11 protein-coding genes are annotated in these 13,923 nt (G+C 71.8%); 5 read left to right on the forward strand and 6 right to left on the reverse strand.

Annotated features, from left to right (window positions below; all coding sequences use genetic code 11):
• Window positions 1–25: 25 nt before the first annotated feature.
• Window positions 26–1,672 (reverse strand): serine/threonine-protein kinase, encoded by a 1,647-nt coding sequence (locus AB0N76_RS26155; protein WP_363560922.1) that lies wholly within the window; start codon window positions 1,670–1,672, stop codon window positions 26–28.
• Between the two features lie 259 nt (window positions 1,673–1,931).
• Between AB0N76_RS26155 and AB0N76_RS26160 the strand changes: the two genes are divergently transcribed.
• The gene (locus AB0N76_RS26160) at window positions 1,932–3,269 is read left to right on the forward strand and encodes a GH1 family beta-glucosidase (protein WP_363560924.1); all 1,338 of its coding nucleotides are present in this window, start codon (window positions 1,932–1,934) and stop codon (window positions 3,267–3,269) included.
• Window positions 3,270–3,499: 230 nt separating this feature from the next.
• Here the strand turns inward: AB0N76_RS26160 and AB0N76_RS26165 are convergent, their stop codons facing one another.
• From AB0N76_RS26165 to AB0N76_RS26180, 4 genes are all read right to left on the reverse strand, one after another.
• Window positions 3,500–4,336 carry a carbohydrate ABC transporter permease gene (locus AB0N76_RS26165; RefSeq protein WP_363560926.1) on the reverse strand — a complete coding sequence of 279 codons (837 nt, stop codon included), beginning with the start codon at window positions 4,334–4,336 and terminating at the stop codon, window positions 3,500–3,502.
• Window positions 4,333–5,319 carry a sugar ABC transporter permease gene (locus AB0N76_RS26170; protein WP_363560928.1) on the reverse strand — a complete coding sequence of 329 codons (987 nt, stop codon included), beginning with the start codon at window positions 5,317–5,319 and terminating at the stop codon, window positions 4,333–4,335. The genes AB0N76_RS26165 and AB0N76_RS26170 overlap by 4 nt, the downstream gene beginning before the upstream one ends.
• A 29-nt stretch (window positions 5,320–5,348) precedes the next feature.
• A complete protein-coding gene (locus AB0N76_RS26175; RefSeq protein WP_363560930.1) occupies window positions 5,349–6,665 on the reverse strand; it encodes a sugar ABC transporter substrate-binding protein in 1,317 nt (438 codons plus the stop codon).
• Window positions 6,666–6,732: 67 nt separating this feature from the next.
• Window positions 6,733–7,974, reverse strand: a complete 1,242-nt coding sequence (locus AB0N76_RS26180) for an aminotransferase class V-fold PLP-dependent enzyme (protein ID WP_363560932.1) — start codon at window positions 7,972–7,974, stop codon at window positions 6,733–6,735.
• 235 nt (window positions 7,975–8,209) lie between these two features.
• Between AB0N76_RS26180 and AB0N76_RS26185 the strand changes: the two genes are divergently transcribed.
• The 4 genes from AB0N76_RS26185 (at window position 8,210) to AB0N76_RS26200 (ending at window position 13,001) form a co-directional block, all read left to right on the forward strand.
• Window positions 8,210–8,926 (forward strand): FCD domain-containing protein, encoded by a 717-nt coding sequence (locus AB0N76_RS26185; protein ID WP_363560934.1) that lies wholly within the window; start codon window positions 8,210–8,212, stop codon window positions 8,924–8,926.
• A 666-nt stretch (window positions 8,927–9,592) separates the two neighbouring features.
• Entirely contained in the window at window positions 9,593–10,576 is a 984-nt protein-coding gene (locus AB0N76_RS26190; RefSeq protein ID WP_363560936.1) for a LacI family DNA-binding transcriptional regulator, read from the forward strand.
• 154 nt (window positions 10,577–10,730) lie between these two features.
• Window positions 10,731–11,963 carry an AGE family epimerase/isomerase gene (locus AB0N76_RS26195; protein WP_363560938.1) on the forward strand — a complete coding sequence of 411 codons (1,233 nt, stop codon included), beginning with the start codon at window positions 10,731–10,733 and terminating at the stop codon, window positions 11,961–11,963.
• Window positions 11,964–12,017: 54 nt separating this feature from the next.
• Window positions 12,018–13,001, forward strand: a complete 984-nt coding sequence (locus AB0N76_RS26200) for a carbohydrate kinase (protein WP_363560940.1) — start codon at window positions 12,018–12,020, stop codon at window positions 12,999–13,001.
• A gap of 86 nt (window positions 13,002–13,087) precedes the next feature.
• Here AB0N76_RS26200 and AB0N76_RS26205 read toward each other — a convergent pair whose 3' ends face one another.
• Complete coding sequence (locus tag AB0N76_RS26205) at window positions 13,088–13,909, reverse strand: maleylpyruvate isomerase family mycothiol-dependent enzyme (RefSeq protein WP_363560942.1); 822 nt, start codon at window positions 13,907–13,909, stop codon at window positions 13,088–13,090.
• Window positions 13,910–13,923: the final 14 nt, after the last annotated feature.

A 13,923-nucleotide genomic window follows, 5' to 3' on the forward strand; every position in this document is an offset into this window, starting at 1 on the left:
CCAGGGTTGCTGTTCAGGCGTCCCGTCAGCCACCCGTCCGGCGGTAGTAGTCGACCGAGACCTTGACCGGTCCGTTGCCCGAGGCCGCCGACAGCAGCCGGACGACGGCCAGTTCGCCCTCGTCGCTCCCGCGGACGCAGAAGGCGCGGCCGCGGAGGGAGGCGAAGTCGAGCCGGCTGGCGGGCCGGCTGCCCAGGCCCTTGAGGCACTCGCCGGTCCCCAGCCGGTCGTCCGCGCCGACGTACGCGTCGCTGCCCTCGGTGACGAGGAACTCGCTCGACGTCCGGGCGACGAACCAGGACGCCGTCTCCTCCGGCACGACCCGGCCCTGCCGGAGGTCGAACGCGTAGTTGTGGTCGGGGGAGAGGAGGGTGGTGCCGGAGGAGACGGAGGTGTAGACGGGAGCGCCGGTCGGCGGCGGGACGGCGGCGGAGGGGGCGTCCGGTTCGGTCGCGGCCGCGATCGTCGCCGGGTCGTCGGCGTCGATCGGGACGGCCTGGCCCGAGGTGTGCCGGAGGACGAGGAAGGTGCCGACCGCGCCGAGGACGAGCGCGACGGCGGCGATCACGGCGGTCCGCCGGCGCGAACCCCGGTGCCCCGCACGCCTGTCGCGGTCGGTGCGGTCCTCGTGGTCGTCACGCGCACCAGGCGCCTCGGCGGTCGGCGCCCAGAAGTCCAACCGCGTCTCGCCGGGCGTCGGCACCACCGCAGCTGGGAGAAGCGCCGTCTGCGCCTCGGACGGCGCCCGCGGCAGGTCGCTGCGCTGCGCGATCTCGGCGCTCACCCGCGCGGGCAGCCAGCCCTCGGCGAAGCGGAGGTCCCCGACGAGGGCCGGGTGGGCGTGCACGGCTTCGAGCACCTGGGCGGCGGTCGGACGGTCCTCGGGCCGCTTGGCGAGGCACCGCTCGATCAGGGCGCGCAGCGAGGCGGGCACGGTGCCGAGGTCGGCCTCGTCGTGGATCACCCGGTACAGGGCGCTGGCGGCCGGACCGTCCCCGAACACCGGGGTGCCGCCTGCGGCGTACGCGGCCAGGGCGCCGAGCGCGAAGACGTCGCTGGCGGGCGTAGCCGCCCGGCCCTGGGCCTGTTCCGGGGCCATGAAGCCGGGGGAGCCGATGCGCAGTCCGGTGCCGGTGAGGGCGAGGGCGTCGGCGGCCCGGGCGATGCCGAAGTCGATCACGCGCGGGCCGTCGGCGGCGATCAGGACGTTGGCGGGCTTGAGGTCCCGGTGTACGACGCCGGCGGCGTGGATCGCCTGGAGCGCTTCGGCGATCCCGGCCACCAGCAGCAGGACGGTCGGTTCGGCCAACGGCCCGCCGTGGTTGACCACTTGGTGCAGCGAGGGGCCGGGGACGTAGGCGGTGGCGAGCCAGGGCAGGGCGTCGTCCACGCCGGCGTCGACCACCTGGGCGGTGTAGAGCCCGTGGATCAGGCGCGCGTTGGCGACCTCCCCGGCGAAGCGCTGCCGGAAGTCGGGGTCCTCCGCCAGCTCGGGCCGGACCACCTTGAGGGCCACCGGCCGACCGCCCCGGGTGTACGAGAGGTAGACCCGCCCCATGCCGCCCGCTCCCAGCCGCGCGAACAGCCGGTACCCGCCGACCGCGGCCGGATCGTCGCCGGTGAGCGGCTGGAAGGCGGCGGGCAGGACGGCGTCGGCTCGATGTGCGGACATCTGCGGCTCTCTCGACGGGGCAGGGGATCCGCTCCTCGGGACCCTCGGGACGGAACCGGCGCGCGACCCCCGGGGGGCAGGGCCGCGCGCCACGACAGCCGAGTCTTCCGCAGCGAAGCTGAGGATTCGATGAGGCCACCGACCCCCGCTCTTCCGCTGACGTTTCGACCCGCCCCCACTAACATGAGCACTCCTCACATTCTCGTCTCCCACTTCTCCTCCCGCACTTCTCCTCCCGCACTCTCCTCAAGGGGCTGCCATGCCGGACCGCTTCGACCTGCCGGCGGGGTTCCGCTGGGGTGTCGCCACCGCCGCCTACCAGATCGAGGGCGCCGTCGACGAGGACGGCCGCGGCCCCTCCGTCTGGGACACCTTCTGCGCCCGCCCCGGCGCCGTCCGCGACGGCCACACCGGCGCCGTGGCCTGCGACCACTACCACCGCTGGCCCGAGGACATCGCCCTGATGAAGGACCTCGGCCTCGACGGCTACCGCTTCTCCCTCGCCTGGCCCCGCGTCCAGCCCACCGGCACGGGCCCCGCCAACCCCGCCGGCCTCGCCTTCTACGACCGCCTGGTCGACGCCCTGCTCGCCGCCGGCATCACCCCCCTCCCCACCCTCTTCCACTGGGACCTCCCGCAGGCCCTCGAAGACCGCGGCGGCTGGCTGAACCGCGACACCGCCCACCGCTTCGCCGACTACGCCGCCCTCGCCGCCGACCGCCTCGGCGACCGCGTCCCCGCCTGGATCACCCTCAACGAGCCCTTCGTCCACACCGTCTTCGGCTACGCCCTCGGCATCCATGCCCCCGGCCGCGCCCTGATGTTCGAGGCCCTCCCGGCCGCCCACCACCAACTCCTCGCCCACGGCCTGGCCGCCACCCTCCTCCACGACCGCGGCCTGGACGTCCTGCTCTCCAACAACCTCACCCCCGTCCACCCGGCCACCCCCACCCCCGCCGACCTCGCCGCCGCCCACGCCTACGACACCCTCCACAACCGCCTCTTCACCGACCCCGTCCTCCTCGGCCGCTACCCCGACCTCACCCCCCTCGGCGTCCCCGACGACATCTACGGCGCCGTCCACCCCGGCGACCTCGACCTCATCCACACCCCCGGCCTCGACGGCCTCGGCGTCAACTTCTACAACCCCACCCGCGTCGCCGCCCCCACCGACCCCGCCCTCCCCTTCGACCTCGTCGACATCCCCGACGTCCCCCACACCACCTTCGGCTGGCCCGTCGTCCCCGAAGCCCTCACCACCCTCCTCCTCCACCTCCGCGACACCTACGGCACCGCCCTCCCACCCCTCACCATCACCGAGAACGGCTGCTCCACCCCCGAACCCCTCGACGACCCCGCCCGCATCACCTACCTCGCCACCCACCTCGACGCCCTCGCCACCGCCACCACCCAGGGCATCGACGTCCGCGGCTACTACACCTGGTCCCTCCTCGACAACTTCGAATGGGCCGAGGGCTACCACCAACGCTTCGGCCTCGTCCACGTCGACTTCGAGACCCAACGCCGAACCCCCAGGGCCTCATACGCCTGGTATCGCCGGCTCATCGTGGCCCATCGGGCCCCGCATGCGAGGTAGGCCTTGTGGCGGTCCTTGGGGAGAGGTGACGCGGATGGGCATCGCCTGACCGGGCTGTGGAAGCACGGTGGACGGGGACTCCGGTCGCTCCGGACGACCACCCGGGCAGGACCCGTACACCCGGCTGCCGTCAGCACGCGCCCCGTGACCTGGTTGCCGTCGGAGCCGGTGTCGGTGGAGAGAGCGACTGCGCTGCGGCGACGATCTCCGGCACCCGCAGGGCGGGCCCGTCAACCCTTGACCGCTCCCGAAGTGAGCCCCTGGACGATGTACCGGCTCGCGAACGCGAACAGCACCATGGTCGGCGCGATCGTCAGCACGGCAGCGGCGGACATCGAACCCCAGTCGATGTTGAAGCTGGAGATGAAGTCGTTCAGCCCGGTGGGGACGGTCTTCTTGGCATCGCTGTTCATCAAGGTGACGGACAGGAACAGCTCGTTCCAGCAGTTCACGAAGTTGAAGATGAACGCGGCGACGATGCCTGGCCGCATCACCGGGAGCAGGACCCGGAACAGCGCCCCGAACCGCGAGCAGCCGTCGATCATGGCCGCCTCCTCCAGGGCGTCCGGGACGTTCTCGAAGAAGCCGCGGAGCATCACGGTGCAGAAGGGAATGCAGATCGCTGTGTAGACCAGGGTGAGCCCGAGACGGTTGTCGACCAGGCCGAGGTCGGTCATCAGCAGGTAGAGCGGGCCGAGCGCGATGAAGGACGGGATCATCTGCGTGACCAGGGCTGCCATCATCGTCGCGCCCTTGCCGCGGAACTCGAAGCGGGCCAGCACGTAGGCCGAGAGTATCGCGATGCCGGTGGCCGTCGCGCTGGCGGCGGCGGCGCAGATCAGGCTGTTGACCAGGTACGTGCCGAACTTGGCCTGGGAGAACAGGCCGGTGTAGTTCTCGAACGAGATGTGGTCCGGCCAGTAGGAGATCGGGAAGCTGAAGATCGCCCCGGGGCTCTTCAGGGAGGTCACGACGATCCAGTAGAGCGGGAACAGCGTGATCACCAGCCAGGTTCCCAGGAAGGCGAAGCGGGCGGCGCGGCCGGCGGCGGAGGGCTTGTTGATCATGAGGTGGATCCTTTCCGCTCGCGCGTGGCCGTGAGGTAGAAGAGCGAGAAGGCGAACAGCGTCGCCATCACGATGAGGCCGAGCGCGGAGGCCTCGCCGTAGTTGCCCTGCTGGGCGATGGAGATCATCCACGTCGTCACGATGTGGGTCTGGTTCGCGGGCCCGCCGCCGGTCATGCCGAAGATCAGGTCCGGGAAGTTGAAGATCCAGATGACGCGGAGCAGCACGGTGAGGCTGAGCGTCCCGCGGATCGAGGGGATGGTGACGTTGAACAGCGTGCGGACCCGGCCGGCCCCGTCGAGGGCCGCCGCCTCGTAGAGCTCGTCCGGCACGGACTGCAGCGCGGCCAGGATCATGATCGCGAAGAACGTGACGCCGTACCAGACGTTGGCGACGACCACGGCGGTCATCGCCGTCTCCGGGTCGGCCAGCCACGGGATCGGCTGGTCGATCAGGCCCGCCTTCTGCAGCAGGTCGTTGACGACACCGAACTCGCCGTTGAACATCCAGCGGAACAGGATGCCGATCAGGAAGCCGGAGATCGCCCACGGGAAGAAGATGAGCGCCTGGTACAGCCCGCGCAGGCGGAACCGGCGTCTGAGCCACAGCGCGATCGCGAAGCCGATCAGGAACTGCGGCACGATCGAGGCGACGACCCAGAAGACCGTGTTGCTCAGCACGGTGCCCCATGCAGGGTCGGCGAAGATGTCCCGGAAGTTGTCCAGACCGATCCACGAGGTGTCGGTCAGGTCGTTGAGGTTCCAGTGCCGGAAGGCCATCTGGCTGCCGGTGATCATCGGGTAGTAGACGAAGGTCGTGACGGCCAGTACGGCCGGCGCGAGGAAGCCTGCGATGGTGAGTCCACGGCGGACGTTGAACACCCGCTTGCGCGAGGTGTGGCCGCCGGGGGCGGTGCGTGTGGCGCGCGGAGCGCCCCCCGTGTTGGCGGGGCGCTCCGTGTGCTCGGGGGGTGACAGTGTCATTTCCCGCCTTCCTGATGTGATTCGGGCTGCTACTGGCTCGGCTGGTTCTTCCACTTCGCGGTCCAGTACGCGTCCCAGTCGGCGAGCAGGTCCTTGGCGCCGACCTTGCCGAGCAGCACCCGCTGGAGGTCGGCGTCGGCCTTCTGGCTCCACTCCGACCACCAGGCCACCGAGCGCGGCTGGATGACGGTGAGGTACTTGTCCGGGCTCTGGTTCATCGCCAGGTAGCTGGCCCAGGGCCCGGTCTTGTAGAAGGGGTCGGCGGCCGCGCTCTTGACGACCGGCACCAGGCCGTTCTCCTTGGTGAACGTGGCGGAAGCGTCGCCCTCGGCGAGGAACTCGATGAGCTTGGCGGTCTCGTCCTTGTGCTTGCTGCTCGACGCCGTTCCCCAGCCCGCGCTCCCGACCGGCTGGCAGGCCTTCCCGCCGGGGCCGGTCAGCAGGGGAGCCGTGTTCCACTGGTCGGTGTTGATCGCCTTCGACTGTTTCACGGTGGCGATCACCTCCGGGTCCTGGAGCAGGAAGGCGGTGGAGCCGTTGGTGAAGCCCTGCACCATCTCCGGGAAGCCCCAGGCGACCGAGGAAGACGGTGAGGCCTGCTGGAACAGCTTGAGATAGGTGTTCATGGCGTCCAGCGCCTCGGGCGCCGCGAAGATGGTGCGCCCGTCGGTCAGCCTGTAGGCGTTGTCCCGGTCGATCTTGTCGGCCACGTACGCCTCGATCGCCGCCACCGCGTGGTTGCTGCCGCCCTTGCCGCCCCGGAACGCGTAGCCGTACTGGCGCAGGTCCGGATTCTGGACGGCCGAGGCCTGGGCGAGCAGGTCGTCCCAGCTTGCGGGCGGCGCGCCGAAGCCGGCCTTGGCCGTCAGGTCGGTGCGGTAGTAGAGGGTCAGGCCGTAGAAACCGTAAGGGATGTAGAAGGTACGGCCCTTGGAGTCCTTGGAGTACCTCGTGGCGTTCTCCGTCAGGTCGGCCCAGCCGCTCCAGCCCTTCAGCTCCGGCCCCATGTCGTACAGCCAGCCGTTGGTGGCGAACGTGCCGACGGTGGTGTCACGGACTTCGAGGGCGTCGATGCCGGTGCCGGACTGCAGCATCTGCTGGATTTTCTGGTCCGCCTGATCGGTCGGCGGCGAGATCAGGTCGACCTTGATCGTCGGGTTCCGCGCCTCGAACTGGCCGATCAGCCCCTTGAGCACGGCGGTGCGGCTCGGGTTGGTCAGGCTTTCGACCATCGAGATGTGCACCTTCCCGTTCTTGCCGCCCGCTGCGCCGCCGCCGCCGGCGCAGGCGCTCAGTGCCAATGCCGTGGCCACCGCGAGGCCGACTGCCGTGTTTCTGGTTCTCATCGCCGTCTTCTTTCGTGGGGGTCGATGCGCCGGACGCATCCGGGGGGAGTTTCGCGAGAGGGACTCGCTAGCGTGCTGATCGGGCCTTGAGAGCCCAGTCGCCGAGCGCCGGGACACAGCGCTCCGCGAAGTACTCGAAATCGGCGGGCGTGTTGTACACGTGGGTCGACAGCCGGAAGTAGCCGATGCCGTCGAAGCTGGTGAACGCCGCCTCGACGCCGAACTCGGCCGCGACCCGGTCGCGCAGGGCGTCGGCGTCCTCACGGGTGTCCGCCAGCCCTGCGGGGAGCCGCACCAGCCGCAGGGCGTTCACCGGCATCCCGACGTCGACGGCGGCGCGCTCGCCGGTGAGCTGTGCCATCGCCGCTCCGATGGTCTCCTCGGCGTAGTCGGCCAGCTCGCGCAGATACCCGCGAGCGGTCTCCCAGCCCCAGGTCTGCCGGATGAAGTCCAGTGCGGCGGGTGCCGCCAGGTAGCCGGTGACGTCGAGGGTGCCCTGGTTGTCGAAACGCTGCGGGAACGGCTCCCGGGCGGCCCAGGAATCGATCAACGGGTAGAGCTCGTCGCGCAGTCCGCTGCCGGCGACCAGCGCGGCGGCGCCTCGCGGGGCGCATCCGAACTTGTGCAGGTTGCCGATCCAGACGTCGAACTCCAGCCCGGCCAGGGGGTCTTCGGCCAGCCCGGGCACGTGCGCCCCGTCGATCAGCAGTGGGATGCCGCGCTCCCTGGCAGCCGCACCGACCTCCTGCACCGGCATCCAGCGCGCGGTGGGGGAGGTGATGTGGTCCAGGACGATCAGCCCGGTCCGGTCGGTGAGCTGCGCCAGCACCGCCTCGGCGGCCTGCGCCGCGGTGGCGTCCAGCGGCACGCGAGCGGTGCGGACGCTGCCGCCCCAGCGGCGCGCCAGCCGCTCGGCGCCCATGGTCACCGCGCCGTAACCATGGTCGGTCACCACGACTTCGCCGCCGCGCCGCGCCGGGAGGCTGCCGTAGACGACGCTGGCCCCGCCGCTGGCGTTGGGGACCAGCGCCAGGTTGCGCACGTCGACCCGGAGGAAGTCGGCGATGGCCGCCCGCGCCCCGGCCACCCGCCCCGGCAGCGCCGGGAACCACACCACCGGCGCCCGGTCCATCTCGGCGCGGAGCCGCTGCTGTTCCTGCTGAGCCGCCAGCGGGACGGCCCCGAAGGATCCGTGGTTGAGGTGCTTCATCGCCGGGTCCAGAGTCCATGCCTGCGCGGCAGGACGTCCGTCGGGGAGGAGCAGAGGGCGCGGCGCGCGGTTCACGAGGGGCCTCCATTTCGAAATCATCGATCATCGTCCAAGAGTCATCCGATGACTTGCGGGGAATGGTCACATGCGGTCCTGGGGGCGGCAAGAGCTGGGAGCTTATTTCTCCCTACTACCTTGGGGATTCATCGAAAGTGACACAGAGGAAGGAGGTCGCTGTAAGTCATGTCATCTGATGACTTCGTCGACCTCTAGAGAGATAGCGAGGTCAGCTGGCTCGGTAGGGTGAGGGCACTCCACCGGAAGGGGCAGCACAGTGTCCGCAGTCGACCGGGCCCTCCGCGGCCTTCGGCACATGATCGCCACTGGGCGGCTGGTCGCCGGGCAGCGCATGCCGCCCGAACCCGAGCTCTGTGACGAGCTCGACGTCTCCCGCGGGTCACTGCGCGAGGCGATCCGCATGCTCGCCGCCCTGCGCGTCGTCGAGCCGCGCCACGGTTCCGGGACGTACGTCTCCCGGCTGCGGTCGGAGGACATCATCGGGAGCCTCTCGCTCACCGTCGACCTGCTGCCGCTGACCGGCCTGCTGGAGTTGTACGAGATCCGGCGCGTCCTGGAGTCGCACGCCGCCGCCCAGGCTGCCGCCCGGATGACCGAATCGGGCATCCGGACTCTCTACGACTGCATCGAGGAGATGGAGGCCACCAACGACCCGGCCGAGACCTTCGCCCCCAACCGGCGGTTTCACGCCGAGATCGCCAAGGCCGGCGGCAACCCCGCCATCGAGGCCATGCTCGAGGTCTTCCGCCCCCGCAGTCACGACTACCAGGTCTACGACCTCCCCGAAGGCGCCCTGATCAAGCGCACCAGCGACGACGACCACCGCGTGATCGCCGAAGCCATCGCCAACCGGGACCCGGTCGCCGCGGCCACGGCGGCCGCCGCTCATGCCGCCCACACCGAGAAGTGGTTGCGCGGCTACCTGCCCGACGATGGCGTCCCGCCGAGTGGTGCGGCAGGGCTCTCGGCGTGACCCCCGGTCGTGCGGGAGTCGTCGCGCGAGACCACCTCACCCGGGCAGGCCGTGAAATCGGCCCCCTGCAACGCCTGCACGCGGCCGGACTGTTCGACCGCATCGCGCGCTTCCGGCAGTGGCTTTGACACCGTTCCTCCTTGCGTCGTTCCGCGGGGACCGGCTCCCCGCGGGAGGCCGGCCCATCTCGCGGGACCGATGGCACCGTGAGCCCCGAACGGGCCGGCCTCCCGGTTCGGCGCCGGACACCTCACCGCGCCGCCGCCGACCCGGGCCGGCCGAACACCTTGGCTTGATAACGTTGTCGGCGTTGAGGGATTGAACTCACGCACGGAACCTCATGTCAAGGGGTCGGTTGACAACCACCCCCCTGCGATGGCGCCTAGTGATCCCGCCTCTCATGCAGTGGCAGCAGCCCGCCGAACGGGTAGATCAGCAGCTCATCGGGCTCTTTGACGCTGGCGAAGGACTGGCAGTCAGGCCGGCGCGGCGCCGGCGAACCCGGCCTGCCATGACCCCAGATGATGCGGGGCCGTGTTGACAACGTTATCTACGTGTCGGCGCAGTCAGTAGGATCACAGAACGGGCAAGGCGCCAGAAGGGGCGGTTGAAGTGTTGCCGGACAAGGCGGAGCAGCGAGGACCCGACATCCCCGCACGGCCGACAATGAAGGACGTGGCCGCTGCCGCGGGTGTGGGGCTCAAGACGGTGTCGCGCGTCGTCAACGGTGAGTCCGGCGTGAGCGAGGCCACCACTGCCCGGGTTCGCGGCGCGATCGAGGAACTGGGCTTCCGCCGCAACGACGGCGCCCGGCTGCTCCGCCAGGGCAGCCGTACCGGCAGTGTCGGGCTGATCCTGGAGGACCTCGCCGACCCGTTCTACTCGCAGCTCAGCCGGGCGGTCGAGGACGTGGCCCGCTCCCACGGGTCACTGCTGCTCACCGGCTCCTCCGCCGAGGACCCGGCCCGCGAACGGGAGCTGGCCCTCGACTTCTGCGCCCGCCGGGTGGACGGCCTGATCGTCGTGCCGACCGCGGCCGACCACGGATTCCTCGCCCCCGAACTGGCCGCGGGCACCGCCGTGGTCGGCGTCGACCGCCCGGTGACCGGCCTCACCGTGGACACCGTCCTGACCGCCAACCGCCGAGGCGTCGCGGACGGGGTCGGCCACCTGATCCGGCAGGGCCACCGGCGGATCGGCTACCTCGGCGACAACCCCGCGATCTTCACCGCCGCCGAACGCCTCGCCGGCTACCGGCAGGCAATGGCACACGAAGGCTACGAGATCGCCGAGCCCTGGGTCGCCATGGGCAGGCCCGAGCCGGTGGGAATCCACCTCGCCCTCGACCGCATGCTGTCCGGGCCGGAGCCGGTGACCGCGCTGATGTGCGGCAACAACCGGACCACGGTCGCCGTGCTCCGCAGTCTGGCCACCCGACCCGAGAGGCCGGCCCTGGTCGGCTTCGACGACTTCGAACTCGCCGACATGCTGCCCGTGCCGGTCACCGTGGTCGCCCAGGACCCCGCGCTGATGGGCCGGATGGCCGCCGAACTCCTCTTCCGGCGCCTGCGCGGCGAGCGGGCCCAGGTCCAGTGCCTGGAGATCCCCACCCGCCTGGTCCCGCGCGGATCGGGCGAACTGCCGCTCTGACCCTCGGGGTCGCCCGCGTCGGGCTCCGGCCTCCCGGTGGCCGACGCGAGCGGCCCCGTCGCGTTGTTGACAGGTCGCGGAACGGCGGGTGATGCTACGCACTCAGCTTTCTGACAACGTTGTCTACAGCGAGTCCCCGCCACCGAGGAGAACGATGTCCCCCCAGGCCGAGAGCACCCCCCTGCCGGGCGACGAGGCATGGCTGGTGGCCGAGCAGGACCGGCTGCTGGGCTTCGCCCGCGGTGCCAGGCTGTCCGAAGGCGGCTTCGGGTGGCTCGACGAACACGGAGCCGTGCAGCCGGACGGAGCCGTCCACACCTGGATCACCAGCCGGATGACCCATGTCTTCGCCCTCGCCCACCTGCTCGGGGACCCGGACGCGGCGGCGCTCGTCGACCACGGCCTCGCCGCCCTGACCGGGTTGCTGCGCGACCGCGAGCACGGCGGCTGGTACACCGGCGTGGACCGCGACGGCACCCCGCTCACCGCCGAGAAGTCCGCCTACGACCACGCCTTCGTGGTGCTGGCCGCCGCCGGCGCCACCGCCGCCGGACGCCCCGGCGCCCGGGAACTGCTGAGCGAGGCGCTCGACGTGATCGAGCGCCGCTTCTGGGACGAGGAGCAGGGCCTGCTGGTCGAGTCCTGGGACCTGCCCTGGGAGGCGTGCGAGCCCTACCGCGGCGCCAACAGCAACATGCACGCCGTCGAGGCGTTCCTCGCGGCCGGCGACGTCACCGGCGACCCGATCTGGCACCGGCGGGCGCTGAGGATCGCCCGGCGCATCGTCCACGTCCACGCCCGCGCCGCCGACTGGCGCCTGATCGAGCACTTCGACACCGAGTGGACCCCGCAGTACGACTACAACCGGGAGCGGCCCGACGACCCGTTCCGTCCGTACGGCGCCACCGTCGGCCACTGGTTCGAGTGGGCGCGGCTGATGCTCGGGCTGCGCGCGAGCCTGCCCGACCCGCCCGGCTGGCTGCTCGACGACGCCGAGGCGCTGTTCGCCGCCGGCCTCCGGGACGGCTGGCACGCGGACGGCTCGCCGGGCTTCGTCTACACGGTGGGCTGGGACGGCGCTCCGGCCGTCCGCGCCCGCATGCACTGGGTCGCCGCCGAGGCGATCGCCGCCGCCGCCGTCCTGCACCGGGTCACCGGCAAGGCCGAGTACGAGCGCTGGTACCGCACCTGGTGGCAGTACACCGAGGGGGCGTTCCTCGACCGCGCCCGCGGCAGCTGGCACCACGAGCTGAACCCGCAGAACTCCCCCGCCACGACCGTCTGGCCCGGCAAGCCGGACGCCTACCACGCCGTGCAGGCCACCCTGGTCCCGCGCCTTCCCGCCGCGCCCGCGATGGCCGTGGCGCTGCGCCGAAAGCTCGACTGAGGCTCGCCCGAAGTCCCGCCGGACCCAGACCGCCCGACCCGAGGAGGACCGAACGTGATCACAGTCGTCGGCGAAGCCATCATGGACCTGGTGCGGTCCGGCCAGGGCGAAACCACCGCGCACCCGGGCGGCAGCCCGGCCAACGTCGCGGTCGGCCTCGGCCGCCTGGGCCACGACGTCGCGCTGGTCACGCGCCTCGGTCCCGACGCCCATGGCACCCGGCTCGCCCGCCATCTGGCCGGCAGCGGCGTCGCCCTCGCGCCGGGGGCCGTGGACAAGCACCCCACCAGCACCGCGATCGCCCACACCGGTGAGTCGGGCTCCGCGACCTACGAGTTCGCCGTCACCTGGCAGCTCCCGGACCTGGAGCCGGACGGGCTGCTCGCGGGGAGCGCCTGCCTGCACACCGGCTCGATCGCGGCCACGCTGGAGCCCGGCGCGAGCACCGTCCGCCGCCTGGTCGAACGGGCCCGCGGCAGCCGGACCGTCTCGTACGACCCCAACTGTCGCCCGTCGCTGATGGGCGACCCCGAGCAGGCGCGCACCCGGATCGAGTCGCTGGTCGCCTCGGCCGACGTGGTCAAGGCCAGCGACGAGGACCTCGCGTGGCTGCGGCCCGGGCAGGACGTCGTCGACGCCGCCCGGGAGTGGCTGGCGCTGGGCCCGTCGCTGGTGGTGGTCACCCGAGGTGCGGCCGGCGCCGTCGGGGTCTGCCGCGCGGGGACGGTGGAGCGGCGGGCCCGGAGGGTCGTGGTCGCCGACACCGTGGGCGCGGGCGACGCGTTCATGGCCGGCCTGCTCGACGCGCTGCACCGCCGTGACCTGTTCGGCCCGGACAACGCGAACCGCCTGTACGGGATCGACACCGGCACCCTCGGCGAACTGCTGGACGAGGCGTCCATGGTGTCCGCCTTCACCTGCACCCGCCCGGGCGCCGACCCGCCGACCGCCGAGGAACTGGCCGCCTACCGGGCGAGCGTCCGGAGCGGCGCTCCCGCAGGAAGCCACTCCGGGATCCGACCCCACCGTCCCGAGTGACCGGCAGCCTCCGAGCGCCAGAGCCGCCCGTCCTCCGGCGTTTCGTCGAGGGGCGGCCGAGGGAGCGGGGGCGGTCGGACGGGGGCTCAGAACGCGGAGCCGGCGAACCAGCGCGCCAGCAGTTCCCGGTCTCCCGTGTGCTCGAACGCCTCCGAGCCGAGGGGCAGGCGGCCGTACACGAGCAGCAGCAGATCGGCTGCGGTTCCCCGGACGGTCGCGTCGGCGGCGTCCGCTCCCTCGCGGGCCGGGTCGAGTCCGAAGCCGTCGGGCCGCAGTCGGATCAGCCAGTCGCCGTCCCCGTCGCCGTCCCTGTCGGTGGACCCGTCGGTGGTCCGGAACCGGATGGTCTCGCCGTCCCCGCGGAGGTCGGCCACCTTGGGGGCGAAGAAGGCGGCGAAGGGCAGGTTCACCAGGAACTCATCGACGCCGTCGACCGCGAGCGCGCGGTCGATCCCGGGCCGGATGCCCAGCGCCATCTCGGCGTCGACCCGGTGGAGCAGGGTCTCGAACAGCATCCGGCGCTCCCAGAACCTGGCGTGCTGGTCGGCGCCCCACGCCCACATCGGGGTGTCCGGGCCGGTGGCCGCGAACGCGCCCGCCGCCTCGGTGGCGCTGTCGGCCAGCCAGTCGGCCCAGCCGTCCTCCTGTGCCGGCAGCCGCAGGTCGACGTCGCGGCTGCGCGGGGGCTCCTGGACGCGCCCGCGCAGCAGGACCGAGAACCAGCGCTGCACGCTGCCGGCGTGCTTGACCAGGTCGGTCAGCGTCCAGCCCGGGCAGCCGGGCACCGGGGTCGTCAGGTCGGCGCCCTTGACCGTCTCGACGAACCGGGCGGTCTCGGTGGCGACGTTCGCGCGGTGGTCGACCGGGGACGGTCCGTGCTCGGGCGCGGGGCGGCCGGACATGCTCATGGTGTGTTGCCTCT

The organism is Kitasatospora sp. NPDC093806 (genome assembly GCF_040683335.1).
Lineage (GTDB): Bacteria > Actinomycetota > Actinomycetes > Streptomycetales > Streptomycetaceae > Kitasatospora.

Excerpts from the sequence above, each read along its gene's own strand:
- AB0N76_RS26190 (WP_363560936.1), top strand. The coding sequence starts at position 9,593 with ATGAAGGACGTGGCCGCTGCCGCGGGTGTGGGGCTCAAGACGGTGTCG.
- AB0N76_RS26180 (WP_363560932.1), bottom strand. The coding sequence starts at position 7,974 with ATGATTTCGAAATGGAGGCCCCTCGTGAACCGCGCGCCGCGCCCTCTG.
- AB0N76_RS26175 (WP_363560930.1), bottom strand. The coding sequence starts at position 6,665 with ATGAGAACCAGAAACACGGCAGTCGGCCTCGCGGTGGCCACGGCATTG.
- AB0N76_RS26165 (WP_363560926.1), bottom strand. The coding sequence starts at position 4,336 with ATGATCAACAAGCCCTCCGCCGCCGGCCGCGCCGCCCGCTTCGCCTTC.
- AB0N76_RS26205 (WP_363560942.1), bottom strand. The coding sequence starts at position 13,909 with ATGAGCATGTCCGGCCGCCCCGCGCCCGAGCACGGACCGTCCCCGGTC.
- AB0N76_RS26170 (WP_363560928.1), bottom strand. The coding sequence starts at position 5,319 with ATGACACTGTCACCCCCCGAGCACACGGAGCGCCCCGCCAACACGGGG.
- AB0N76_RS26155 (WP_363560922.1), bottom strand. The coding sequence starts at position 1,672 with ATGTCCGCACATCGAGCCGACGCCGTCCTGCCCGCCGCCTTCCAGCCG.
- AB0N76_RS26195 (WP_363560938.1), top strand. The coding sequence starts at position 10,731 with ATGTCCCCCCAGGCCGAGAGCACCCCCCTGCCGGGCGACGAGGCATGG.
- AB0N76_RS26160 (WP_363560924.1), top strand. The coding sequence starts at position 1,932 with ATGCCGGACCGCTTCGACCTGCCGGCGGGGTTCCGCTGGGGTGTCGCC.